Origin of the sequence: Phormidium tenue FACHB-1052 (assembly GCF_014696675.1) — a bacterium.
GTDB classification, from domain to species: Bacteria; Cyanobacteriota; Cyanobacteriia; order Phormidesmidales; family Phormidesmidaceae; genus Nodosilinea; species Nodosilinea tenuis_A.
The window spans coordinates 1-24,337 of record NZ_JACJQN010000034.1 but is presented as its reverse complement, the minus strand read 5'-3'; the positions used below and the strand labels follow the sequence as shown (position 1 = coordinate 24,337).

Sequence of the window (24,337 nt, the reverse complement as noted above, 5' to 3'; positions counted from 1 at the left end):
CCCACTCTGACCCATCCCGAACTCAGTCGTGAAACGCAGCTGCGGCGAAGATAGTGAGGGGGTTGCCCCTTGTCAAAATAGCTCGATGCCAGGTCCTTATTGAAACCCCCACTCCAGTATTGAAGTGGGGGTTTTGTGTTGATGATGTTTAAGGTCGGACGCTGGAGAGTGGGGGGATAGAGCTTAGGCTCACGTCCTTGAAATCTTGGGTTAACGTTTAGATAGCCTCGTTTGTTATTCACTGCTGTTGCTCAAATCAATGCCATGGTAACTGCCCTGTCATCTTCCAACACAATTGCTGACTGGCTTGGCTCCGAGGCTGAGGAGCTGCTTAGCTACAAGGCCAAGGTGCCGAAGTCGATGCTGCACTTGCCGGGGCCAGACTGGGTCGATCGCATTTTTGCCCAGAGCGATCGCAATCCCCAGGTTCTCCGCAGCCTACAACAGCTCTACAGTACAGGCCGCCTAGCGAATACCGGCTATCTCTCCATCTTGCCGGTGGATCAAGGGATTGAGCACTCGGCTGGGGCCTCCTTTGCGCCCAACCCTATGTATTTTGACCCACAGAATATTGTGGAATTGGCGATCGCAGGGGGCTGTAACGCCGTCGCCACTACGCTTGGAGTTCTTGGTAGTGTGTCGCGCCGCTACGCCCACAAAATTCCCTTTATTCTTAAGCTCAATCACAACGAGCTGCTTACGGCTCCCAACCGCTTTGACCAGATAATGTTTGCCGATGTCGAGCAGGCCTGGAATTTGGGCGCTGTCGCTGTCGGGGCCACCATCTATTTTGGTTCTGATGAATCGACTCGGCAGATTCAAGAAGTCAGCGCCGCCTTTCAGCGAGCCCACGAGCTAGGTATGGCAACCATTCTCTGGTGCTACCTGCGCAGCAGCTCCTTCAAGCAAGATAAAGACTATCACCTCGCTGCTGACCTCACTGGCCAAGCCAATCACCTAGGCGTCACCATCGAGGCCGACATCATTAAGCAAAAACTGCCAGAGGTCAACAATGGCTACGGGGCCGTAGCAAAAGCCCTAGGGCAGCCCTACGGCAAAACCATTAGCCGTGTTTACAGCGATCTTACCACTGACCATCCCATTGACCTGACCCGCTACCAGGTGCTCAACTGCTATGCCGGGCGTATGGGGCTGATCAACTCTGGAGGTGGTTCTGGCGAAAACGACTTTGCCGACGCCATCCGCACTGCTGTAATTAATAAACGGGCCGGGGGGATGGGGCTAATTTCAGGCCGCAAAACTTTCCAGCGCGATTTCGAAGAAGGGGTGAAACTGTTTCACTTAATTCAGGACGTGTACCTATCAGATGCAGTCACCGTTGCCTGACGTGGCGTATTTAGGGTGCTCCGAACGGCGCGAAACATGCCAAACCGGCACAGCCCAGAGCCAAAGGCCAGCCGCATTAGCAGCAGAGTGGGTACTTCCCGCACCGACTTGACAATCCCTGCTGGCCCAAAGCGCACCATGCCCTGGGGGCGAATGACCCCTTGCCAAATGGAGTCAAGCCAGGAGGGTAGGGTCTCCTGGGACCAGTCGGCGGTGGTGACCTGGCCTGCAACCATCCCGGTGGCTTCGAGCTGTTCGGCAAAGCCTTCGATGCTGGCAAAGGCTGGGTGTGACCACTGATCTAACAGCTGGCGCATGACGGGTTTCTCCCAGACATTGAGGGAAATTTTGCGGTCATCTCGCTGGTTCCAGTCAGCGACTACCAGTACACCGCCGGGTTTCAGCACCCGTAGAAGCTCGTGGGCAAACAAGGCTTTATCGGGCATGTGTGGGCCTGCCTCCACCGACCACACCACGTCAAAGCTTCCATCGGGAAACGATAGCGCCATGGCGTCATCCACTTGGAACTGAGCGGAGACTTCAGGGGGAGTTAGCTGCCGGGCGCGCTGTACTTGGCTAGGGCTAATGGTGATTCCGGTAACTGCAAAGCCATAATCGCGGGCGAGGATGCGGCTGCTGCCGCCAATGCCGCAGCCCACATCGAGAACAGTGGTGCCCGCAGGCAGGCGATCTAGGCCTCCCCAGCGCACCATCTCATGGACAAAGTCAGCCTTGGCTGCGAGAAAATCTTTGCGGCGTGGCGGTGAGCCGTAGTGGCCTAAATGAATGTGTTCGCCCCAGTAGAACTCCAGAATGCCGTCTTCAGTCCACTGATCGTAGGAATTGGCTACGGTATTAGAAGATTGATACCGGCGAGGGGTGAGTAGGTACAATGCTGTTCCTACAGCCAATAGTCCAAGAAGAATGCTAAGAGTTCCGATTACGTTCATTTATTATATGGAAGGTCTGCTGCGTTGCGGTTTGTATTGTCGATTGTTACCTCATTGTGACAAGCTAGCGGCCCCCGATCAACCCTGGCGTTTGGGCTAAGCAGATTTGCCCTCAATAAAAACCCCCGACCGAAGCCGGGGGAAACCCCATCAGGAGACGCCTATTTGACGTTTAAGCTAAATTTAAGCCGCCCTTTTAGCGCTTGTATTAAGACTATCGGACTCAACGGTAGATGGGGAGAGCACCACCGCGAATTTACGGAAACAACACGGCGAGCTTTAAGGGTTGCTTACAGAATTTGGTGATTTCACGGGAAGATTCAGGTTCCCGTAAAGACCTGTGGAGATGCTTGGCTAGCGATCGCCCCATCACAACTGGGGTAGCCATCCGGATTTCTTTTGATACCGTAAAGGTTTGGGGCTACGGATCGGAGCGAGTCATGAGAACGAGGACGGCGATCGCCACTAAAAACCCCACATACCCTCCTACAAATAGCCACTCCTGCCAACTACCTTCCATCACTAGCCCTGCCCAGTTTGGGGAGAGTTACCGCTCCATTGGGCTAGCCATTGCTCCATCTCAGTGGGCAGCGGACTGCGGCGACGGTTATCCACTTCGATGCAGACATGGCGGGTTACGGCTTGGGCCATTGCTGCATCCTCAAGCGTGAGCTGATATTGAATTTCAAAACTGCTGTCGTCTAAACGGGTGGGGGTGAGGTGAATGGTGACGCGATCGCCGCACCGCAACGGATGTCGGTAATCCATGCTGGTATGGACAATGGGGTAGGCCAATGTTTCGGCTCGAAAAAACGCTGTGACATCTAGCCCCGCCGCTGCTAGTGATGCCTCATAGGCTGTATGACACATCACTAATTCATTGGCGAAATAGACTACCCCGGCCCCGTCAGTTTCGTGAAACCGCACCTGATGCTCAAAGATGTAGCCCATAGCCGCTATCCCAACTCTAGCTGTAGCTTAGCTAACAGCACCAAGCTAGCTGGCATTGGGCTGGGCTGGGCGGAAGGGATACTCGGTGGGCAGACTCTCTTCGGTTTCTGCTGCCTTTGCGGCTCCTTGGCCCAGAGCTAGCATCGGGTTGTCAATGATCTCTAATAAGTTGGCTACACCATACTCCAGCACCTCAACTGGGTCTACTGCGACCCACCCTTCGCCGGTTAGCTGACGCAGTTCAAAGTGAAGGTGAGGGCCGGTGGAAGTGCCAGTGCTGCCTACTAAACCAATTACCTCGCCCTGCTCTACCCATTCTCCAGCTTCTACAGCGAGCTGAGAGAGGTGGGCGTAGCGAGATTCAAGCTTGTCGTCATCGTGGCGCATTATCACTGTTAGGCCATAGCCGCCCAAAAAGTCTGACACCGAGACGCGCCCGGCTCGGGTCGCCAGCACCGGGGTACCCATCGGGGCCGCTAAGTCAGTACCTGAGTGAAACCGCCAGCTCTGGGCAACGGGGTGCATGCGCCAGCCAAACAGCGATGAAATCGACGCGGGCACCGACAGCGGAAATACGTATTCTTCACTGCCGCGCCGCAGCACGTTGAGGGGGCGCAGCTTTTCGTTGAGGGCTTCGCGGCTGACGATGGTGGTGCTGCCCAGCCTCACCCCTTGGGAACTCACGGCAATGGGGCCAACTCGAATTTCACCCTGGCCAGCGCTGGCAGCCCTAGCGCCTTGGGGAGCTGAGGCTGGGGCTGCCCCAGGACTGACACCACACGCTGCACTGGGGCTGCTTTGCCCAGCGGCGACAGTAATTTGGCAGCCGCTAGAGCGTTCGGCAAAGACTACGTTGGGGGAGCCACCGGGTCGAGCCGCTGGCGCTTGGGTGGCCCCTAGGCTGTAATCAGTGGGATCGATAAAAACACTGTTGTAGCCCGCTGGCACCGATTCATCAGCGGCGATGGCTTCGGGGACTACGGTGGCAGGAGCTTCGGCAGGAACCGGCTCAGCGGAAGGGGCGACGGCGGGAACCTCGGTTGCCGCTGTTTCGCCAGGTGTAGAGGCGATCGCGGGCTTCAGCAAGCTCTCTGCCATAGTGGGGGCCGTAGGGGTGGCCGGAACGGTAACGGTGATAGCCGCTGGGGGCGGCGGAGGAACCGGAGAGAACATCGGCGAACTCGCTGAAGGGGGGGATGTCACAACGGCTGAGGTAGACGGGCGCTGAGGCGTAAACTCAGGCTGTGCTACGGAGGGTGAAGGCAAACTGAGCGTCGCTTGAGGGCTAGCCCTGTGAGCGTTGCCCTGTGTCGGCATGAGATAGTCAGCTGAGGTTTCAACTGGCACTTCTTGCCCAGACGAGTCAGGGGTATCGGTAGTTCCGGCAATGGCCGATCCGTTATGGGTTAGCCCCATGCCCCCAACGAGCAATGCTATCTGTAGCCAGGCTACTGAAGGATAAACTCCGGAGAGTTTATGCGCTTGAATAGACTCTGCGTGATTACTTTTCACCATATGATCAGCCGCTACGCATTGTAGCCCAAAGTTACTTTACCTGGTTCAATCTCCAGCGTCTTGACCGCTGGCCTGTCGTTGTGTGTGGGCTTTACCTGCACCCGCAGGTTCCCCGATGGGGCCACGCCAATGACCTCTGCGGCCTGACCTTCTACCGTTAGGCTCTGGCCTAGATTGGCCAGGCAAGTTTGGTAGTCGATGAGAAAGGCGTCATCACCCTGGTTTTGCCAGTGGAGATAGCCCTGCATGAGTCCGTAGAGGGCGATCGCAGCCAGGCCCTCCAAGCTATTCAACGGGCCTGGGGCCATTTCCGGTTGAATTAGCGCTTGAATCGAGGTGCCACTGTCGGGAACTGGGTTAAACCCATTGAGACCCAGACCAATCACCACGGTTTGTACCCGACCGCTTTCGATCTGGGTGTCGGCCAGGATGCCGCCCAGCTTTTTGCCCCCAGAGACCAAATCGTTGGGCCATTTGACCTGCACTGGCAGGCCCAGGTTGGCTAGACTGGTGGCCACTCCCCAGGCGCTGGACAGGGTGAGGAAGGGGCTGCGGCAGGCAGGCAGATCAGGCTTCAGCCCCAGCGACAGGTACAGCCCGCCAGGGGGCGACTGCCACTGCCGCCCCCACTGCCCTCGCCCAGCCCGCTGGGCGGTCGCCACCAGTACCGTGCCCGCCGGAGCGCCCGCCGCCATCATGGCAACCAGCGCTTGGTTGGTGGAGTCAATGTGCTCGGCCCAGTGGAGGTGAAAACGAGGGCGCAATGCCTGATAGTCGGGCATGATTCCCAAGTTTTTGGAGGGCTGTAGGAGGGCCTGGCGAAGTCGATCTAGGTTCACCCGCTAATCGTCCTAGAATTTTATATAGAAATTTAGGATAGGTCTTTAACTAATACCTGATCACGCTACCACCTCAGGAAATCTACGGAGACGGTTGAGGGGATCGCAAAATAGAACTTGATAAAACGGCGCTACAGCTTAACGCTTTCTCTATATAGCAGTCTCTGTCCGGCCCGATAGAGCCGGATAGAGTTACGGCATCATAACCACCACAGGGGGCGACATGGCAAATTGGCATTGGCAGACCTGGCAAGGGCAAGTGTTCCTCACCTGTGATCTGCTTCAGGATTGGCCCCACGGATTTTTTACCCGACAGTTTTGGCCCCAAACCCCTGAGGTGTTAACGGCGGCCCTGGATGCGACGGCAGCGGTGCAGCGGGTGAAGCAGGTTCACGGCAACCAGGTGCTAATCCCTGCTGACCTGCCCGTTCCCAATTCAAAGGAGATGGCTGAGGCCGATGGTCTGTTGAGCGATCGCCCCCATCAAGCCCTCTGGGTCTGCTCGGCAGACTGTAGCCCGGTGCTGATTGGCGATCGCGCTACCGGGCAGGTCTCGGCCATTCACGCGGGCTGGCGGGGCACGGCCCAGGCGATCGTGCCGGTGGCGGTAGGCAAGCTTCAAGCCCAGGGCAGCCGGTTGGAGGATTTGGTGGTGGCGATTGGCCCAGCGATCGCCGGGGAGGTTTACCAGGTGTCTGTGGAGGTGGCCGCAGCGGTGGGGCGCACAATTCTTACCCAGGCCGTTGGCTCTGTTGATAATGACGCAGCAGTGGTAGCAGACCTGCAACGGCTTGAAAACTCCCCTGTGCTGGGGGATGATGCCCCTGGCAAGGCGCGGTTGGATGTGCGGCTGGCCAATCGGTGGCAGCTAGAGCAGCTGGGGCTGAGGCGGGAGCAGGTGGCGATCGCGCCCCACTGCACCTTCCAAGAGCCCGAACGCTTTTTCTCCTATCGCCGCACTGGGGAAAAGCAGGTGCAGTGGTCGGGTATTGTCAGCCGAGGGCCAGGGGCATCTCGGTAGCTGCTGCCTAGGGCAACCAAGTGGCCTGGAAGCCGCTAAAGGGAAATTCTTCTGGATCAGTAACGGTGGGCATGCGGCTAGCGGTATCTTTGGCTGAGATCTCGGTGGGCTCAGTTTTGGCTACGCCTGATGTGGGGTCAGCATCTTCGGCAGCGGTATTGAGAGAGACCACTGGGTGAACCAACGGCAGATGCCAAATTACTGGCTTGCCGATTTCGCCTTCGGGGGTAGTTTGTCCGGCCAGGTCAAGCAGTAGCGATCGCCCGTCGGGGGCCACGCTCATGTGAATGCGCTGCTGCTGGGGTAGACGCAGCAGTGGGCTGGTTTTACCGTCAGCTAGGGTTATAGCCAGCAGCAACGGTTGCTCAGCATACGCATCTTCCGACTGCAAAGTATCAGGATCCGGTGAGGCCTCGACCAGCTCACTGGCCAGCACATAGAGTACCTGACGGGTAGGGTCAAACTGGGCATCAACGATGGCTCCGCTTACTTGCAATAGCTCTTCTTCTCGGCCTTGGTTGGTGACTAAAAACAGCGATTCGGTAAAGCGTTTCTCGGGGTCGTTCTGGTTGAAGTTGACCATTGCGGCTGCCGAGCCGTCGGCAGACAGATCGAGCACTCGTCCGTAGTTGGGCAAAAAGTCGAGGGGCTGACTGGGGCCGCGAGTTTTCTCTGATCCCAGATCAATAATGGCGGTGCCCTGGCCCTGGAGCAGCAGCAGCGACTGGCTGTCGGGGGCAATTAAAAAGTCGCCGCCCGGTTCGGTTTCGATCGGCTGAGGAGCGGAACCCTGGCGCAGTATCCAGGGGCCAAAGTCGGCAGGGTTCTGCTGGTTGACCCGCTGCACCACAATGGTCTGCCCGTCGGCGGAGAGGTCAAACTTGAGGTTTTGGTAGGTGCGGTTGTCGAGCACCAGGGTGGTTTCCCCCGAGGGAGCGGCTTTCTTCTGGAACCACTGCTGCCACAGGGGCGGGCGCGGGGCGGCAAAGTCGATGGGCGGGCGCGGGGTGAGGCCCGTGGTGACGGTGTAAATCTGCTGGTTGAGCAGGCTGCCGGCCTGGCTGGTGTCGCTGGCTGAGAAAAGCACCTTGTCGCCCAGCGAATAGGGTTTAAAGGCCATTACTGAGAGGTTTTTGGGGGTTAGAATGGTGCGCTCTTGGCTGCTCAGATCGGCTAGCACCAGACGATTGGCCTCGTCGCCCTCGGCTCCGATATATAAAAAGGCGCGGGGGCGGGTTTCAAACTGGCTCTGGAAGGGTTCAAATCGGCTAGAGCCAGCGGCGGTGGCGGCGTAGCGATCGCGCGCCCCCTTCAAGCTGACGCTGAACGATTCTCCGTAGGGCAGCGGTTCTGTCAAGGTGTAGGCCATCCGTCGCCCGGCCCAGCTCACCTTGCCCGGCAGGGGCGGATCGAGGGTGAGGTTTTGCTCTACGCTGGCCACATCCATGGGGCGGCTAAAGGTGAGCAAAAACGCCTGGTCTTCGGCTCCAACCTGGCGGTCTTGCCAGGTAAAGTCGCGCACCCGCGCCGTGGCGTGATCGCCCGAAAGAATCAGCAGCACCAGGGCCAGGGAGAGACCCGCGATGATCATGATCGCCAGGCGATCGAGGGGCTGGGAGCGAGAGCGGCGAGAGCGGCGACGGGCCATGGTTAATATTCGTAGGGGGTGCGGGGCTCAGGAATTTCGGTCAGGGTGGGGTCGCCAATGGCGAGCTGGCGTTTGCCGTCGAGGGTGCTGGTTTGCACGGTGCCCTCAATTTCAAGCCAGGTGTCGGGGGCGGGCCGGGCGGTGCCGGGGGGCAGCTCCACCGGCAGGCCGACGGGGTAGGCATCGGCGGCGCAGCAGGTGAGCACAAACCGCGAAATCATGATGAACTCGTCGGGCCAGCCGGGAATGTGGGTGACAAACCCGCTCACCTTGGCGGTCTGACCTGCGTAGGCGTCGGGCTCGGGGTAGACGTTGAGGGTACGCACCCAGTCAACGATGGTGCGCTCCTCCGAGTCGCCACTGAGGGAAAACCGCTGGGGCCGCGATCGCGTCTGACCCAGCACATCGGTAATGCCCCGCTGAAAGGCGGTCTCGCTGGCAAAGGGGCGCGGCGTGTAAATCAGGCCAAACACCGCGATCGCAATCAGCAGGCCCACGCTAAACTGCCGGGGCAGCAGGGCCATATGCTCTTGACTGCGAATGGGCTGTCCGGTTCCCTGGCGGTAGCTCAGCCCTACCTGCACCAGGCGGCTCACCCCCATCGCCAGCAGCAGCACCATGGCCAAATGGGCCAGCCACATGTAGTCGGGGTGCAGCAGCAGGTAGAGCTTGCCCGTCACCGTAAAGCGCAGCAGCATCAGCCCCCACAGCAGCAGCATGGCGGCATCCACCAGGGCCTGCCAGGGGAGCGATCGCCCGCCCGAAGCGCGAGAACCGTTAGAACGAGACGTTGAGGTCATGGGCAAAAGGGAATGGTGAGGGAGCGGGTCGGTAGGATAGTGGGCCGTGCTCGCCCTAGCCAGTGTAGAGATTCATCACCAGGGTGAGCAAAAAGACCAGTTGCGCCGCCAGCACAAATAAGTAGAGAATCGCCCGGCCCTTGAACACCGTCAGCAGCAGGCTGATGTTTTTGAGGTCGATCATCGGGCCAAACACCAAAAACGCCAGCAGCGAACCGCTGGTAAAGGTGGAGGCAAACGACAGCGCAAAAAACGAATCGACCGTCGAGCAGATCGACACCACCCAAGCTAGGGCCATCATCGCCAAAATCGAAGTCACCGGCCCCTGGCCCAAACTGAGAATGACCTCGCGGGGGACAGCGACTTGAACAAACGCAGCGATCGCACTGCCGATCACCAGCACCGCGCCCAGCTCCCGCAGCTCTAGCACCATGTTGTCAACCATCATCCGCAGCCGAGTGGCCATGGGCGGGGCGGCGACAGCGACCTGGGCCAACACCTGGGCGGGCGGGGCATCGAGCTGGAGCACCTGCCCCGGCGACTGCATCAAAAAGGTGCCCGATTTTAGCAGCGGCGAGATCTCTTCTGCCGCTGGGGTTGGCATGGCAGGCTCAGGCTCCCCCATCATGCGGGTGAGGCTGTCCTGTAAAAACGGGCGCACATCGGTCTGGGCGCTAAAGATCAAGGCGATGGTGACGGCCACCACCAGGGTAAAACCCACCCGCAGAAACACAATTTCGGGCTGGTCGCGAAAGGCAATCCAGGTGGCCCAAAACACTACCGGGTTGACCGTGGGGGCGGCCAGCAAAAACCCGATCGCCACCGCCGTCGGTGCGCCCTTGGTCAGCAGCCGCCGCGCCACCGGAATGTTGCCGCACTCGCACACCGGAAACAGAAAGCCAATTAAGCTGCCCGCCAGCGCCGCCAGCACTACATTTTTAGGGATAATGGCCAGCAGCTTTTGTTCATCGACAAACAGCAGCAGCACGCTGGAAAAGATGACCCCCAGCAGTAGAAAGGGCATGGCCTCGACCAGCAAGCTAAAAAATAGCGTAATGCCGTTATTAAGTTGGGTCATAGAGCCAGCTATATGCAGGGAAAGTCTCCCGGCGGGTGGTTACCCCCAGGCAGAAGCACATTTTAGCGGATCTTGTTGCCCCCTGTCGGTGGCGGGGATCGCCTAGCTTGCTGGCATCTCTCCCTGCCACCATCGCTGGAACAGAGGGGAATCCTGGGGATAAGTTTGAGATTATCGACAACCCTGTCAGTCTGTAAGCTAACAATTCAGCAGCTATAGAAAAGCCACCGCCATGCGTACGTTGGTTTCCAAGGTCTGTTCTGGCTCTATAACTAGTAGGTTTTCTCCCGTGTTGAGAGAATTGCGGGGGGCCGTCCAGGGCTCCAGACAGTAGTAGTCTTTGCCCTTTACCGTCCAAAACACTAGTTTGGTGTAGTCGCCACTCCAGGACAGGGTAAGCCGTCGCCTGAGTTGGTGGTCAGTGACTGTCGCTGCTGGAGCCGTCAGGTTCTGAAAAGCCAGGTCAATCTCGTCTTGGCCGAAGTCAAAGCTGCCCCCAAAGGTTTCAACCCCGCCTGTAAGGTGGTTGCGGAACTCCGTTGAGGGAATTTCAAACTCTAGCTGAGATTTATCTTCTACTAAGAAATAAGGGTGCAGCCCAGTAGAAAAGGGCATGGGCCGAGCTGAAAGGTTGGTGAACTGCTGCTGCAACTCGAGAACGTGGCCCCGCAGCTTAAAGGTGAAGGCCAGCTTGAAGGCAAAGGGATATTGCGCCAGGGTGGCATCGCTGCTGACCAGTTCTAGGGTGAGGCTGGCCGCTTCCGTCACATCCTGCTGAGTCACCTGCCAGGGCAAGTCGCGGGCAAAGCCGTGCTGCTTCAGGCTGTAGGTCTGACCATCTAGCTCGTACTGGTTATCGGGCAGATTGCCGCAGATGGGAAACAGGATGGGAATACCGCCCCGCACCGATAGTTCTGGGTTGGCGAAGCGATCGCCATCAAAATAAAAAATATCCTGCCCCTCCACCTGCCAGCGGGTAGCAATGCCGCCGCGATCGGGCACCAGTTCTAGCCGGGTGTCGGTATCGGTATCCGACAGCGCGTAGGTGGGGTTGGGGGCTGCTTTTAGGGCGACGGCGAACACAGGGCACCTTAGGGGCACAACGCCTAGACGTTACCACAGCTCTCTGTCGTCAGAGGCTCTAGCCACAGCTATTTATGGGCTTTTTACCAGAGATGTGAAGTCGCTAGTGATGGGTTATTCACCTGCGGTAGGGATTGGGGTCTCGGGTATGGTGTCGGCCCAGGACTCGGCCTCAGCGTCATCCGTTAGAACGGCAGGTTGGGGGGCGACCAATGGTGCGATCGCAACGGGCTTGGCCTTTACCTGAATCGGGGAAGGCAGCGGCACCGGAACCTCACTGGGGCGGCTCTCGGAGGGCGACTCGTTCTGAATTGGCTCCCGAGCGCTTTGCGAAGTGCCGCCGCTGCGTTCGGGCGGCACAGGCTTAAACTCCTGCTGCTCTGGTGAAACCTTAGGTCCCCACTCTTCTAAATCGCCGTCAAACTCAACCTCCATCTCCAGAGATTCTGGCCCAGTGGGAGAAGACTGATCTGTCTCTGGGTCTACCTCTGGGTCTGTCGCAGGCTGATCTCCGTTGGTAGGCTCACTGCTGTCCTCAAGAGCCTCAGGGACATCCAAGTCCTCGCTAGGAGCGGCCTCTTCCAGGATGTCCTTGGACTCAGCCTCGTCCTCCAGTCGGTCTTTAGATTCTGGTGTCGGTTCGGCCTCCAGCTCCACTGGCAGAATCTCCTCCGCATCGGGTGAGACAAAGGGGCTGCTGGGGTCGCTGACGGTTTCTGGCGGTGCTTCCTGGGTTTTAAGGTCAAGCACAACGGGTGACTTGAGCGGTTTGTCAAACTGCGACGAGGCCTGTTCAATGCGCTGGAGCACCTGCTGACTGTCCTTGCCATGGAGGGTTTTGGGATGAGAGTCTTGCACCCGCACCGGTACCAGCTCAACCCGCATCTGGTCGTCTTTAAGCCCGACTTTGAGCACCGCTGAGTCCTGATTTTCGAGGGGCTCGTCGGGGCGAAATACGAAATCGCCCAGGGAGTAGGCAATAGGCCGCCCCTTGTAAATCTCACCCCCCTGAATCACGGTGGGATGGTAGCCCACGACCACATCGGCACCCTGGTCAATGGCCAGGCGGGCCAGGTTGGTCTGCATGAAATTGGGTTGCTCACTGAGGTGGTCAACCCAGCGAAAGTTCACTACAATCCAATCCACCTCGTCGCGCAGGGCTTGAATGTCAGCGACGATTTCGGGCATGTTTTGCGCGTTGAACCCGGCTCTGTCTTTAAAGGCCGTGGCGGCCTTAAAAGTTTCGACTTCTTTGGCGATCGCCTTGTCGCTGGCCCCAGCCCGCTCTCTGAGCACGTCAGTGTCATGGGCCGCGTTGTTGCCCCCCATGGCGTAGCTCAGGTAGGCAATGCGCTTACCCTTGACATCGAGCACCTCTGGGCGACGGGCTTCGAGGGCATTGCGCCCTGCCCCAATGCGATAAAGCCCTTTGCTATCTAAGGTGGTGAGGGTTTCGTTGAGGCCCTCGGCCCCATAGTCCATCAGGCTACTGTGGGTGAGATTGATAATGTCTACACCGCTGTTCACCAGTAGATTGACGGCATCGGTGCGGGTCTGATGCCGCAGCCCCTCCTGAAGGTTGGTGGCCGCCGTAGCGAGAGGGGTCGCCAAATTTACTAGAGCCAAATCGGCCTGGTCATACTCGGCAACGTCAGCAAAAAAACCGCCAGGAGCTGTAAGACTGTCTGGGGCAATGTCGTCTAGCGAAATATCGCCGCCGAACAGTAGAGTGACATCATCGGTCGGAGCAGGTGTGACCGCTTGATGGGTGATCACGCCCACGGGTTCAAGGGCAGTATCAACTACCGTAGCGCGGTTGCCACTGGCCCCGGCTGAATTTCTGCCCGGAGCAGAGACCGGCCTGCCCTCGCCAGAATCTCTGAGGGCGGTGGGTGCTACCGGAGCAGTGTCTCGATCTAAGTCTGTCTCAGTCAGCACCTCGGTCTGAGCAGAAAACTGAGGCAGCGACGGCGACGGCGCAGAAATAATCACTTCGAGTAGACAGCCCATGACGAAGGCTGCTACCGCCGACCCCGACAACACAAAAGCGCGTAGGGTTTGTAAACGCTGCCGCGACAGCGTTTTAGTTGGGCTCGGGCGCGGCTGCCGAATTTTTGGCGGCATCGCCAAGGCCGCCTGGCGCTGGGCCTGGGCTTTGAGGCTGCTCTGGCGGCGCTTCAGGGCTGGGGTAACAATCTTGACGCGCTGCTGCCAAAGCACGCGGCGGTGCCCTAAGGGGCGAGCAATTACCAAAATCCCTTCGATTAGCTCTGAATTGAGCAGCCACACGCGGTGACACAGAAACCGCAGCAGGCGGTCTTTAATCGGCGGCTGTCGAAACTCCACCACCAACTGTAGGCAGCCGGGGCGATCGGCCTGCACCTGCACAAAAATACCGTGGGGGGTTAGGGGTTGATTGAGCCACAGGGCAATGTCACGAAAGTATCCTGCCGCTGCCCGTTCTTTTACGGAGGGCGGCTGAAGCAAAGGCCCCTGGGGCAACGCCTGTGGCTGAGGAGGAATAACCGCGCTAATCATAAATGTGCAGGGGTAACAAGGTGGCAAATGAAAAGCGATAGATCGTCCCTCAAAACCCTGCGGCTAAAGGGCGAAACTACCACAGCAAATGCGATGCCCCAATGATAGTGCAGACTTAAGAGGGCGACACATCTGTACTGAGATAGCCTCGGCGACCTCCGCAAGCCCCGGTAGCGATCTTTTGCCCTTGTGGATACAGACCAGAGAGAGGCTTCCCCAATAATCTGCTAGTGTCTTATTTTTACGAATGCTTGCCCATGTCCACACCACCCCTGAGCGGGCGCGACCTGCTAAGCCTGAGTGACCTGAGTGTTGATGAGTTGCTAGAACTTTTGACCTTTGCTACTGAGCTGAAGGCCGGTAAATACCATCCTCAATTTCCTCAGAAGGTGCTGGGTCTCTTGTTTCGCAAAGCGTCGACTCGCACCCGCGTCAGCTTTTCGGTTGCTATGTATCAGCTAGGTGGACAGGTGCTCGATCTCCATTCTGGGGTGACCCAGGTGAGCCGGGGTGAGCCGACCAGTGATACCGCCCGGGTGCTCGATCGCTACTTAGATGTAGTAGCCATTCGTACCTTTGACCAGGCTGAGATTCAGGAATTTGCCGACTACGCTTCGATTCCTGTGATCAATGCCCTGACCGATCTGGAGCATCCCTGCCAGATCTTGGCCGACCTGCTGACCATCCAAGAAGAGTTTGGTGCTCTACAAGGATTGACCCTGACCTACCTGGGTGACGGCAACAACGTTGCCCATTCGCTCTTGCTGGGCTGCGCCATGGTAGGGATGAACGTGCACATCGCTGGGCCGGAGGGCTATGCGCCAGATCCGGCCATTGTGAAGCAGGCCAACCAACTCATGCAGGGCAATGGTCATGTGCTCATCACCACCGATCCTGAGGCCGCCGTCAAAGATGCCCAGGTGCTCTACACCGATGTCTGGGCCAGCATGGGTCAGGAGTCTGAGGCAGGCCAGCGCCTGCCGCTGTTTCAGCCCTATCAGGTCAATGATGCGCTGCTAGAAAAAGCTAGCCCAGAGGCGATCGTGCTGCACTGCCTGCCGGCCCACCGGGGAGAAGAAATTACCCACGAGGTGATGGAAGGGGCTGCCTCTCGGGTTTGGGATCAGGCGGAGAACCGCATGCACGCCCAAAAAGCGCTGTTGGCCAGTGTTCTTCAATAGCTCTAGGGAGAACGAAGAAATTTGGGACGGCGGTAATGTCAATGTAAATGATGAGGGAGAGAGATAAGGACGTTTTAGATGCTCCTATCGCTGTCTTTGTCTCTCCCTTTTTGGGGTCTAGATTAGATTCAAGAAGTGCAGCACGCCCTGGCCGCTCAATGCTTCAATCACAACGGCAAAGGCGAAGCCCAGCATGGCCAGTCGTCCGTTGAGGCTTTCGGCGGCGGGGGTAAAGCCCCACTCGCGGGTTTCAGAGGGGTTGGGGATGTTAGCCATAGATCTCTTTTGTAACGCTTTATTAAGCATTATAGCGAGTTAGTTGTGGAGTGCCGGGGTGAGTCAAGGGATGTCTGCGGGTGATGGATTGAGGGGATGGCGCTATCCGCCGCCGCTAAAGCCGGGCGATCGCCTACGGGTGATTGCCCCCAGCGGTGCCCTACGAGAGTTAGAGAGCTTCAACCAAGGCATTGAGGTTTGGCGCAGTTGGGGATTTGGGGTAGATGTGAGTCCTGGCACTAGGGAGCATTGGGGTTACCTAGCGGGGTCGGATGCCAACCGCCGCCATCAGCTAGGCCATGCCCTGGCAGACCCCACCTATAAGGGCATTCTCTGTGCTCGGGGGGGGTATGGGGGCACCCGGCTGCTGGAGGGTTGGCAGTGGCCAGAGGCGATGCCGCCTAAGTGGTTGATTGGCTTTTCTGACATCACTAGCCTGCTGTGGAGTTTAGGCAAGCAGGGGATAGTCGGTGTGCACGGGCCGCTGTTGACCACCCTGGCGGCGGAGCCCGAGTGGTCGCAGCAACGACTCAAAAACTTGGTGATGGGCCATGGGTTGCCCGCGCTCCATGGCGAAGGATGGAGCGCGGGCGTTGCGGAGGGGCGGTTGTGGCCCGCTAACCTGACGGTGGCGACCCACTTGCTGGGCACGGCTCATGAGCCCGATCTGACTGGCGCAATTTTGGCCTTTGAGGATGTCACCGAGGCCCCCTACCGCATTGACCGCATGCTGACCCACTGGCGGCTGGCGGGCAAGTTTTCCCAGGTTAAAGGCATTGCTCTGGGGCGGTTTAGCCGCTGCGAGCCGCCCGACGGCGTGCCCAGTTTTGCGGTGGCCGAGGTGCTGCGCGATCGCCTCGGCGATCTGGGCATTCCGGTGGTGGCCAATTTGCCCTTTGGCCACGACGGCGACAATGCCGCTCTGCCAGTCGGAGCGATGGCTCGCCTGGACGGCAGTGCGGGCCGCCTCGAAATTCTGCCAGCGGTTTAGGTGTTTACCGTCTAGGCGTCTTTAGAATGGAGTCACGTTTTAGGTACAGCCGTGGTTCCTCTTCGTGATGACAACCCCACCAGCATTACCCCCGTAGTGACCTACGGATTGATTGGAATCAATATTGCTGTATTTGTGTTTCAGCTCAGTCTGTCGCAGGAGGGCATTGACGGCTTTTTTGACGCCTGGGCACTGGTGCCAACCCAGCTAACCGAGAGTTTTCAGGGGGCGCTTCAGGCCCCAATTTATGAGTGGATTACCCTGCTCTCCTCTCAGTTTCTCCACGGGGGCTTTTTTCACATCGGGGGCAACCTGCTCTATCTATGGGTATTCGGCAACAATATTGAAGACCGACTGGGCCACGTCAAATTCTTGATTTTCTATCTGGGTTGTGGAGCCCTGGCGGGGCTGACCCAGTGGATTTTTGATCCGTCCTCGGCGGTGCCAACCATTGGGGCTAGCGGGGCGATCGCCGGAGTCATGGGAGCCTATATTCTGCGGTTTCCTCGAGCCCGGATTGTCACTTTTATTCCACTGATTATCTTCTTCACCACCGTTCGGATTCCGGCGGTTTTTTTCTTGGGATTCTGGTTTGTGCAGCAGGCGCTGTTTAGTATCGCTAGCCTCGGCAGCGAAGCGGGTTCGGGTGGCGGAGTCGCCTACTGGGCGCACTCAGGAGGGTTTGTGTTTGGGCTAATTTTAGGCCCGCTGCTGGGGCTGATGGGCGGTAAGGTGCGATCGCCGCGTCGATAGCCGTGATTTCACGGATGCCCAATGCCTCAAACTGTGGGGGCGGGCGGCTGAGGTGGTAACTTCGTAAAGTTCTCGAGTAAGCTAGGAAATTATTTGTGAGTTTATTACTGATGCCGCACAGCGGGCTTGAAAAGCACTAAAAGGGCATTGCCCACCACGGGCTGGGGAACCTGCCTCTCGAGGGTTCCTGACCATCATCCTGATTAGCTAACTTTACAGAAAGGTATGACTATGGCGGAAGCCAAGATCCTCGTTGTCGATGACGACCCCGCAATTCGCAATCTGATTCATCGGTTCCTGGCCAAGCAGGACTATGAAATGGAGTCGGCGGAGGACGGTAAGAAGGCTCTGGCGGTGTTTGAGCAGTTCACTCCTGATCTAGTCATTCTCGATCTCAACCTGCCCGACACCAACGGCTACGACCTGTGTAAAGAGATGCAGTCGCGAACCGGAGTGTTTGTGCTCATGCTCACAAGCCGCACCGACGAGTCGGATAAAATTCGAGGATTTAACGAAGGAGCCGACGACTACCTGACTAAGCCCTTTAGCCTCGGGGAACTAGAGGTGCGGGTGGGCGCTATTCTCAAGCGCCAGCGCCCGGTCACGGCGGCAGAACAGCAGTGTCTGACCTTCAACAGCCTGGCTATTGACCCCGTGCGGCGAGAGGTGATGCTCAACGATGAAATGGTGCCGCTGACGGCGTTAGAGTTTGACCTGCTGCACTTTTTGGCCAGTCACCCGGGGCGCGTGTGGCGGCGGGCAGAACTGATTCAAAAGGTTTGGGACTACGACTACGTCGGCGATCAGCGGGTAGTTGACGTGCATGTCGGCCAGATTCGCAAAAAGATTGAGAAAGACACGACTCAACCGGCCCTGATTCAAACGGTGCGGGGTGTGGGCTACAAATTTGAGCCACCGGGCACCGGGGAAGAGGCGATCGCAGGCTAGCCCGCCTCCGCCCCCCGCACCTGGTTGCGAAAGGTCCACGCTAGCTTGAGCACCTTAGTCCAATTGCGCTGCACCTTTTTCGGCGTCCAGCCCAGGGTGTGGGCGATCGCCTCATCGGTCAGGGCGGCGTTGCTGATCTGCTGTTGTTTAAGGTTGAGAAACTGACGGTAGTCGGAGGGCAAGGTCGCCAAAAAATCGCCCCACTCCGTCGGCGTCATCCCTAATCGCGCCTCGAGGTTGGCTCCGAGCCACTGGTGCACCAGCTGCCACTCGTGCTGCTGAGAAAACTTCTCAACGTGGTACTTGAAGCGCTGCTGGAGATAGTCGCGCTCCCGAGCCGAAAGCCCGAGGATATCGTCGATTTCTGCGGCGGAGCAGTCCCTCAGCTTGAGCACCAGGTAGTCGATGCAGTCAGTCTGGTTTTGGTCTTTGAGGTACTGCACCAGAGCTTTGATGACGCGATCGCGCATCACCCCGTCGCCAGGGTCATCGACCTCGGCCATCATTTTTTCGCGCACCTGCTGCACCACCGAACTGCGGGCGTGGCTTTCGGCAGCCTCAGTCTTGGCCCCCTCGCTGACTAGAGCCATATCCACTGAGGTCTCGGCGGGCTGGCGGCGGCTAAAGGCCTGGGCGCGCAACACAATCAGCTGCTGGCTCCCCCCCCGCAGATTGATGCGCCGTTTGGCATACTGCTCGCTAAAGGCCATATACTCCGCCAGCTCCAGCCGAGTGCGGGGGGTATAGGTAGCCGGTAGCTCATGCTCGCGCCGAAAGGCGTTGAGCACTTCTATGTAGAAAATCTGCATGAAATCTTCAAGCAGGGCATAGCGGCCCTTAAACCCCAAATGGCTACCGTGGGGAGCCACATGGCGGTAGACAATGGCGCTGAGGCTGCTGTGCAGTTCTACCCGGCCTCGGTTAGAGCCCATGTCATAGTAGGCCAGGCATTTGCTCACCCGGTGGCGCACTAGGGCCGTCTGCCAGTGGCTGACATCTCCTGAAGACTGAATGCGATCGCTCATGGCGCAGATGCGCTCAATCTCTGTTGTGAGCCGCTGGATTACCCCGTCTATGCCCCCCAGTCGGCGCTGTAGATGAGTTGTAAACAGCTCTTCTACCAAGGTGGCAATGGGGGCTGTGCTGTCACCACTGGGCTGAGGTGACGGTTCTGAGGGCTGTGGTGAAATCCCAAGGGGCGATGGGGGCATGGCTAAGCAGGTAGATGCGGTCTTCATAGTTACCCAATCCTAACAACGACACTGAAATCGGGAAGGGCCAGCCGGGACACTCAGTAAAGTGGTGAATTCCGGGTGGGCTGCTATGTACCCCCGCTTCAGCCGCTAAGATTTCTCAAGGCATGTGCCAGCCCTCAAAGCTACCCGCCCTAGCCGCAGGTCAGTCGCAGGGGCTTGCTCATCTGACTATCCCAGGAAAATGCTGTATCTGCTGTGAATTGCTGATGCTGAAAAGTCCTGCTCTGACGAAGTTTCAGCATTGTCCACAGCTATATAAGCCCGCGATCGCGGGGCTTATATAGCTGTGGCGATCGCGATCTAAGCGATGTCCCTAGGATTTGCCGGTTGAGGTGCCAGTTGCCCAGTTGCCCCCATGGGCGGTAGCCCAGCCAGTGGCAGCTACACCGGCTGAGCACCCCAGTCCAAAGCCGTTTCCCACCCCAGCCCCTTGCGAATCATCAAGGGATTCTCCCCCTCCATATCCAGAATGGTCGAGACTTCATGGGCCAGGGGGCGATCGTCGTCGATCACGATGTCCACCAATTTTTCGAGGGTGTCAAACATCGTCATTTTGTCCAAAGGGCGTCCTTTGGTCGCCTCTGGTAGCAGTGTCAAGGCTGAGGTCGAAATAATTGGATTTTGCAACGTTTCGACCAAAGCCAGGCAAATGGCATGGTCGGGTACCCGAATGCCTGTAGTACGCCGCTTAGGGTTCATCACTAGTCGGGGCACCTGCCGCGTGGCGGGCAGCAAAAACGTAAACGGCCCCGGAATTAGTCGTTTGATCAGGCGGTAGGCACCATCGCTAACGACCGCATAGTCAGCAATATTCGACAGCGAGGCGCAGAGAAAGGTGAGGGGTTTATCGTTGGCCAACTGCTTGATTTGGCGCACCCGTTGCACCGCCCCGCGATGGTTGAGGTCACAGCCGATCGCGTAAACTGTATCGGTGGGGTAAAGGGCTACCGCCCCCTGCCGCAGTGCTGAGACAACGGCCTCTACTTTGCGGCTCTGCGGGTTGTCAGGATGTAGTTTGTAGGTTGTTGCCATTGTCCCTGTCCCCGCTGCGGTTGCTCTGTTGAAAACCCTAGCTTACCTCGATTGCCCCTCGGGCATTGCTGGCGATATGTGCCTGGCTGCCTTGGTAGACGCCGGCGTGCCGCTGTCGTATCTGCATACCCAGCTGGCTACCCTGGGGCTGAGCCATGAATTTACCCTCACCGTAACGCCGACCCACCGTCGGGGGTTGCGTGCGCTCCACGCCGAAGTCGCGCTGACCTCGTCTCCAGGGGAGCATCGCCATGGAGACCATTCCCATCACGCGGCGGCTGCCGAGTACGACCAGGGTTCTGGCGCGGCGATCGCGCCCTCAACTGTCACCCGCAATCTGCCTGCGATCGAGCACCTGATTACCCAGGCTGCCCTGCCCGATCGCGCCCAGCGCTGGAGCCTAGCTGTGTTTCGTCGCCTGGCTGAGGCCGAGGCGGCGGTTCACGGCATTGCCGTAGACCAGGTGCATTTCCATGAGGTTGGCGCGACCGACGCCATTGTAGATATCGTCGGCACCTGCCTGGGGCTCGATTACCTCGGCGTCGAGCAGCTATTCTGTTCTCCCCTGCCCACTGGCCGTGGGCGGGTGCGAGCTGCCCACGGCTGGCTGCCCGTCCCCGCCCCCGCCGTTCTCAAGCTGCTAGAACAGCGCCAGGTGCCAATTTACAGCAACGGCTTGGACGGAGAACTGGTAACCCCGACTGGAGCGGCGATCGTCACTGCCCTCGCTGAATCCTTCGGCGACCCTCCTGCTATGACCCTACGCTGTACCGGACTGGGAGCCGGGGGAAAAGAGCTGCCCGTTGCTAACGTGCTGCGCCTGTGGATTGGGGAAGCGGCCTCACCAGCGATTCCAGTAGCAGCGGTGGTACAGTCAGCCCCAGCCGAGGTTCCCTACGATTCCGACACCGTTACCCTGCTTGAAACTCAGGTCGACGATCTGCTGCCCCAGGCCGTAGGCTACCTTTACGATCGCCTTTTAGCAGCCGGTGCTCTTGATCTCTTCACCCAGCCCGTAGCGATGAAAAAATCTCGACCTGGGCTACTCATTACGGTGCTTTGCCGTCCTGAAGACGAACCCCACTGCACAGACATTTTGTTTGCCGAAACCTCTACCCTAGGCATTCGCCGCCAAACTCAGCAGCGGTGGGTGCTGCCCCGCCACACAGTAACCCTTGAGACGCCCTACGGCCCAGTAGCTTTGAAACTGGCTTATCACCCCCACACCCAGGCGGTGCTCAATGTCCATCCAGAGTACGAAGACTGTGCCGCCTTGGCCCGCCATCACAACATTCCTTGGCAAACGGTGCACCAGACGGCACTCAGTCTGTGGTATCAACAGGCTGACGCGGCGCTCTAGCTCCAGGACTTAAGTCTGATCGTCAAGGTTTAGCTGGTCTATCTCTTCTTCACTGAAGTGGTCTTCTTTCCCCACCGCTAGATCAGCACTTGCCAGGATATCGGGACGCACCTGTTTCAGCTTCTGGGAAAAAATTCTGAAGGTATCTAGCCCCTGGCGTTCGGCGAGAAATAGGGCTTCTGGCCTTTGCTCACGTTGGGTCACCTTCACCAGGTTGTACTCCGTGTTATCGCCATAGATGGCAAACGTAATTTGGAACACCTCCAAAAAGTTAATGACCCACTGACACTCGCTACGGGGAAATTGCTCGTAGTAGCGAATCAGGGTGGCAATTCTCGTTTCCATGTAGGGGAGCGTCTGGCGCGAAACCAGCGCTAGCTTAAGCAAAATAATCGCTAGAGTCAGGGCATTGCCCTGGGATAACACCATCGAAAACAAGGGCGAAGGCTGTTTTTGATCCTCCGTCATTAAGTAGTCGACGACCCGATTGCTGGTGCGCAACACCAGTGATGAATCCCAGGGCTCATAATCAGACTCTGTATAAAGGTCGACTAGCCGTGCATCTAGCCTTTCCTGAATCTGTTTAGAGATTGGGTTGCCGCTGACGGTGTAGAGCAAATACCGAGTCAAACTTTTCTTAAAATCACCGTAGCTGCTTTCTTTGACCTGTTCTAAAAACAAGCGCGCTAGGTTTCTATAGCTAAATTCGCCCCGTCTGGCCACAATTGCCTTGACTAGGCGAAGGGCACTGTCTCCCAAGGCTGTGGGGTTGTCTACGGGGCGATCGCGGGTTTGTCCCGACTGGCTATGGGCTGTATACATAGCCAGGTCAAACTTAAACTTGTCCTTCAGTCGGCGAGAGAGGGCACGGGCTGCCTGGCGCTGCTCGATAGGATTATTTTCATTGATGTACTGAGGTACCAGCAGGTACGGAGTATAGCGAGCGGTCCAATCGTCGGGGCGATTTAAGGTGCGCTCCTCAGTGTAGCGAGCCGCAAACAGCCTGAGTTCTTCAAAATCCTTGCTCTCAAGAAATCGGAGCAGCCAGTGGCGCAACCGCTTAAGGGTCGGCGATAGGGTGCGACGCTGGATTAGCGGATCAGAAAATAAGTCAACTAGATCCTGAATCGCGTCAAACTGACGGGCAACTTCCCAGTTGTTGACGAGAATGTAACAACAGCGCTTGATGGTGTTGCGAAACTCTGCTTCATTATTAGCAAACAATATGACATGCAGCGCTGGCAGTGTTTGAGAGCTAACCGAATCAGTGTGATGGACGAAAAGATGGCGAAACTCTTCCAAAACGTCTTGAGGATGCCAAATTTTTACGATTTCTAGCAAAAAATCGTAAATGACCTGCTGTGCTTGAGCCAGCGATAACCCAGGTCGAGCCCCATACTCGTTTGACTCCATTGAAGGATATCTAGACACGGCTTCCCGAGACATTGGTTGGTAGATTCGACCCATAATTACCGGAAGTAATTTGGCAAGCGACCTGAGTTAGCTGCTTGCAAATAGCAAACAGCATCTACTAGAGTGCTACCGCCAGACGCTCTAGACTCTGATGGTCAAAACGCTGGCTAAACTTACCTCTTGGCAGATCTAGCCGCAGACTAATTGCTTAAACAATCCAAATCCGATAAATTCCAGACCCAATGAACCCGATGGTAGATGCATGTCTTGGTGTTATGCCCCGACGTCAGCTAGCCCTCTACAGGAGAAAATAGCTATTCGCGTAGCTCTTAAGGTGCCTAGGGCACTTAAGTAACAGCCGCAGATCATTTGTGTAAAGTAACACAGCACAATACTGACTTTAGCCTAATCAGCTATTGTGCCTAGTTATAACCAGAACATATTCCACTGACCTTTAAGCGGAGAGCTGGCAAATAATTTGAAGTCTTTAACCTATGCCGAGCAAGTAACGCCATAACTTATTGAAATAGCTGCTCGGCTTGGTGATAGTGGAACTGGACTCTACAGGAAAGCTTAGAAAAATACTACAAGCATTGTGGCCCGCTGGATCATAGTCCAATCGCCAAACACGCTGGCTTCTCTCGGGTAAAGCCTCGCTTCAGTATTAGTAATGGTATGGGGGCGGAGGGGCTCGAACCCTCACGACCGTTTAAGGTCAACGGATTTTCATTCTCCCGCAGCTTTCGCTGCTGCCTGGATTGGGTAAACCCGAACCAGGTTTTAAGAATTGGACCCTCCCTTTACCCTCGACTAAACGTTAGGGTAGCTCCCGTCGGGCCTCTGCACCTTCCGGCAAGTTTAGGTTGCCAGCTTGGCTCAGGATTGCCATGTCTAGCATCGGAATAGGGCTGAAGCCGTTACCCAAAGCTAAAGTTAGGTTTCCCTGAGTTTGAGAGCTTCCACTTAGCAGATTTCTCCGCTAAGGCTCAGTTTTCTAAGTCCGTAGCGTCTACCATTCCGCCACGCCCCCAAGATTGCCCTCGCTGAGTGCAGGACAATGCAGACTCTATTGCACCACCAACTGTACGGGATTGCAACTCCCTATCCCCCCAAGGGAGTAATCGGTTATTTTCTACTCGCTTTTATTTAAGAGTGTGTGCTAATGTAACGATAGCTGAAGCAAAACCTCAGCAACATACTTAGAACATTACCTGGACTAATACATCATGACCACGACTCTACAGCGGCGCGAGAGCGCCTCTCTGTGGGAGCAGTTTTGCCAGTGGGTGACCAGCACCGAGAACCGCCTGTATGTGGGCTGGTTCGGCGTACTGATGATCCCCACGCTGCTTGCTGC

Annotated in this window: 20 protein-coding genes, 1 rRNA gene and 1 pseudogene; 9 read left to right on the top strand and 13 right to left on the bottom strand. The window is 57.3% G+C overall.

The features are described from left to right. A 5S ribosomal RNA gene (gene rrf / locus H6G07_RS27235) occupies positions 1 to 94 on the top strand; the annotation flags it as partial. A 170-nt stretch (positions 95 to 264) separates the two neighbouring features. Then, positions 265 to 1,347, top strand: coding sequence for a class I fructose-bisphosphate aldolase (locus tag H6G07_RS25900; RefSeq protein ID WP_073611302.1), 1,083 nt, complete (start codon positions 265 to 267; stop codon positions 1,345 to 1,347). Here the strand turns inward: H6G07_RS25900 and H6G07_RS25895 are convergent. The 4 genes from H6G07_RS25895 to H6G07_RS25880 form a co-directional block, all read right to left on the bottom strand. Continuing rightward, positions 1,308 to 2,297, bottom strand: coding sequence for a methyltransferase domain-containing protein (locus H6G07_RS25895; RefSeq protein ID WP_073611299.1), 990 nt, complete (start codon positions 2,295 to 2,297; stop codon positions 1,308 to 1,310). The two genes, H6G07_RS25900 and H6G07_RS25895, sit on opposite strands and share 40 nt — an antisense overlap. 522 nt (positions 2,298 to 2,819) lie before the next feature. Then, a complete protein-coding gene (locus H6G07_RS25890) occupies positions 2,820 to 3,248 on the bottom strand; it encodes an acyl-CoA thioesterase (protein WP_073611298.1) in 429 nt (142 codons plus the stop codon). A 45-nt stretch (positions 3,249 to 3,293) separates the two neighbouring features. Further along, the gene (locus H6G07_RS25885; RefSeq protein ID WP_206756255.1) at positions 3,294 to 4,421 is read right to left on the bottom strand and encodes a M23 family metallopeptidase; all 1,128 of its coding nucleotides are present in this window, start codon (positions 4,419 to 4,421) and stop codon (positions 3,294 to 3,296) included. A 353-nt stretch (positions 4,422 to 4,774) separates the two neighbouring features. Further along, positions 4,775 to 5,602, bottom strand: a complete 828-nt coding sequence (locus H6G07_RS25880) for a biotin--[acetyl-CoA-carboxylase] ligase (protein ID WP_084173725.1) — start codon at positions 5,600 to 5,602, stop codon at positions 4,775 to 4,777. Between the two features lie 223 nt (positions 5,603 to 5,825). On the opposite strand from H6G07_RS25880, the gene pgeF reads away from it, so the two are divergent. Continuing rightward, complete coding sequence (pgeF, locus tag H6G07_RS25875) at positions 5,826 to 6,623, top strand: peptidoglycan editing factor PgeF (protein WP_073611296.1); 798 nt, start codon at positions 5,826 to 5,828, stop codon at positions 6,621 to 6,623. A 7-nt stretch (positions 6,624 to 6,630) separates the two neighbouring features. Here the strand turns inward: pgeF and H6G07_RS25870 are convergent, their stop codons facing one another. The 5 genes from H6G07_RS25870 to H6G07_RS25850 form a co-directional block, all read right to left on the bottom strand. Continuing rightward, positions 6,631 to 8,271, bottom strand: a complete 1,641-nt coding sequence (locus H6G07_RS25870; protein WP_073611295.1) for an Ig-like domain-containing domain — start codon at positions 8,269 to 8,271, stop codon at positions 6,631 to 6,633. Positions 8,272 to 8,273: 2 nt separating this feature from the next. Continuing rightward, on the bottom strand, positions 8,274 to 9,071 hold the full coding sequence (locus tag H6G07_RS25865) for a TIGR03943 family putative permease subunit (protein WP_073611294.1): 798 nt from the start codon (positions 9,069 to 9,071) through the stop codon (positions 8,274 to 8,276). Between the two features lie 55 nt (positions 9,072 to 9,126). Then, positions 9,127 to 10,149: a permease gene (locus tag H6G07_RS25860; protein ID WP_073611293.1), complete on the bottom strand. Its 1,023-nt coding sequence runs from the start codon at positions 10,147 to 10,149 to the stop codon at positions 9,127 to 9,129. A 213-nt stretch (positions 10,150 to 10,362) separates the two neighbouring features. Then, positions 10,363 to 11,232 (bottom strand): aldose epimerase family protein, encoded by an 870-nt coding sequence (locus H6G07_RS25855; RefSeq protein WP_073611292.1) that lies wholly within the window; start codon positions 11,230 to 11,232, stop codon positions 10,363 to 10,365. Between the two features lie 114 nt (positions 11,233 to 11,346). Continuing rightward, on the bottom strand, positions 11,347 to 13,770 hold the full coding sequence (locus tag H6G07_RS25850; RefSeq protein ID WP_073611291.1) for a CapA family protein: 2,424 nt from the start codon (positions 13,768 to 13,770) through the stop codon (positions 11,347 to 11,349). A 257-nt stretch (positions 13,771 to 14,027) separates the two neighbouring features. Here H6G07_RS25850 and argF point away from each other — a divergent pair, with 257 nt between their 5' ends. Next, positions 14,028 to 14,951, top strand: coding sequence for an ornithine carbamoyltransferase (gene argF / locus H6G07_RS25845; protein WP_073611290.1), 924 nt, complete (start codon positions 14,028 to 14,030; stop codon positions 14,949 to 14,951). Between the two features lie 117 nt (positions 14,952 to 15,068). On the opposite strand, the gene H6G07_RS25840 is transcribed toward argF, so the two are convergent. After that, positions 15,069 to 15,227 (bottom strand): CAB/ELIP/HLIP family chlorophyll-binding protein, encoded by a 159-nt coding sequence (locus H6G07_RS25840; protein WP_139297227.1) that lies wholly within the window; start codon positions 15,225 to 15,227, stop codon positions 15,069 to 15,071. A gap of 70 nt (positions 15,228 to 15,297) precedes the next feature. Here H6G07_RS25840 and H6G07_RS25835 point away from each other — a divergent pair, with 70 nt between their 5' ends. The 3 genes from H6G07_RS25835 (at position 15,298) to H6G07_RS25825 (ending at position 17,919) form a co-directional block, all read left to right on the top strand. Then, positions 15,298 to 16,218, top strand: coding sequence for a S66 peptidase family protein (locus H6G07_RS25835; protein WP_073611288.1), 921 nt, complete (start codon positions 15,298 to 15,300; stop codon positions 16,216 to 16,218). 51 nt (positions 16,219 to 16,269) lie between these two features. After that, positions 16,270 to 16,971, top strand: a complete 702-nt coding sequence (locus H6G07_RS25830; RefSeq protein WP_073611287.1) for a rhomboid family intramembrane serine protease — start codon at positions 16,270 to 16,272, stop codon at positions 16,969 to 16,971. A gap of 231 nt (positions 16,972 to 17,202) precedes the next feature. Next, complete coding sequence (locus tag H6G07_RS25825) at positions 17,203 to 17,919, top strand: response regulator (RefSeq protein ID WP_171973123.1); 717 nt, start codon at positions 17,203 to 17,205, stop codon at positions 17,917 to 17,919. Here H6G07_RS25825 and H6G07_RS25820 read toward each other — a convergent pair. Both H6G07_RS25820 and H6G07_RS25815 read right to left on the bottom strand, forming a co-directional pair. Next, positions 17,916 to 19,157 (bottom strand): hypothetical protein, encoded by a 1,242-nt coding sequence (locus H6G07_RS25820; RefSeq protein ID WP_199312463.1) that lies wholly within the window; start codon positions 19,155 to 19,157, stop codon positions 17,916 to 17,918. The two genes, H6G07_RS25825 and H6G07_RS25820, sit on opposite strands and share 4 nt — an antisense overlap. Before the next feature lie 399 nt (positions 19,158 to 19,556). Next, positions 19,557 to 20,207 carry an L-threonylcarbamoyladenylate synthase gene (locus H6G07_RS25815; protein ID WP_073611285.1) on the bottom strand — a complete coding sequence of 217 codons (651 nt, stop codon included), beginning with the start codon at positions 20,205 to 20,207 and terminating at the stop codon, positions 19,557 to 19,559. Positions 20,208 to 20,235: 28 nt separating this feature from the next. On the opposite strand from H6G07_RS25815, the gene larC reads away from it, so the two are divergent. Further along, entirely contained in the window at positions 20,236 to 21,567 is a 1,332-nt protein-coding gene (gene larC / locus H6G07_RS25810) for a nickel pincer cofactor biosynthesis protein LarC (protein ID WP_073611284.1), read from the top strand. A gap of 9 nt (positions 21,568 to 21,576) precedes the next feature. Here the strand turns inward: larC and H6G07_RS25805 are convergent, their stop codons facing one another. Further along, positions 21,577 to 22,980 (bottom strand): Sll1247 family protein, encoded by a 1,404-nt coding sequence (locus H6G07_RS25805; RefSeq protein ID WP_073611283.1) that lies wholly within the window; start codon positions 22,978 to 22,980, stop codon positions 21,577 to 21,579. 1,226 nt (positions 22,981 to 24,206) lie between these two features. Between H6G07_RS25805 and H6G07_RS25800 the strand changes: the two are divergent. Beyond that, positions 24,207 to 24,337 (top strand): annotated as a pseudogene (locus H6G07_RS25800) (photosystem II q(b) protein); the annotation flags it as partial.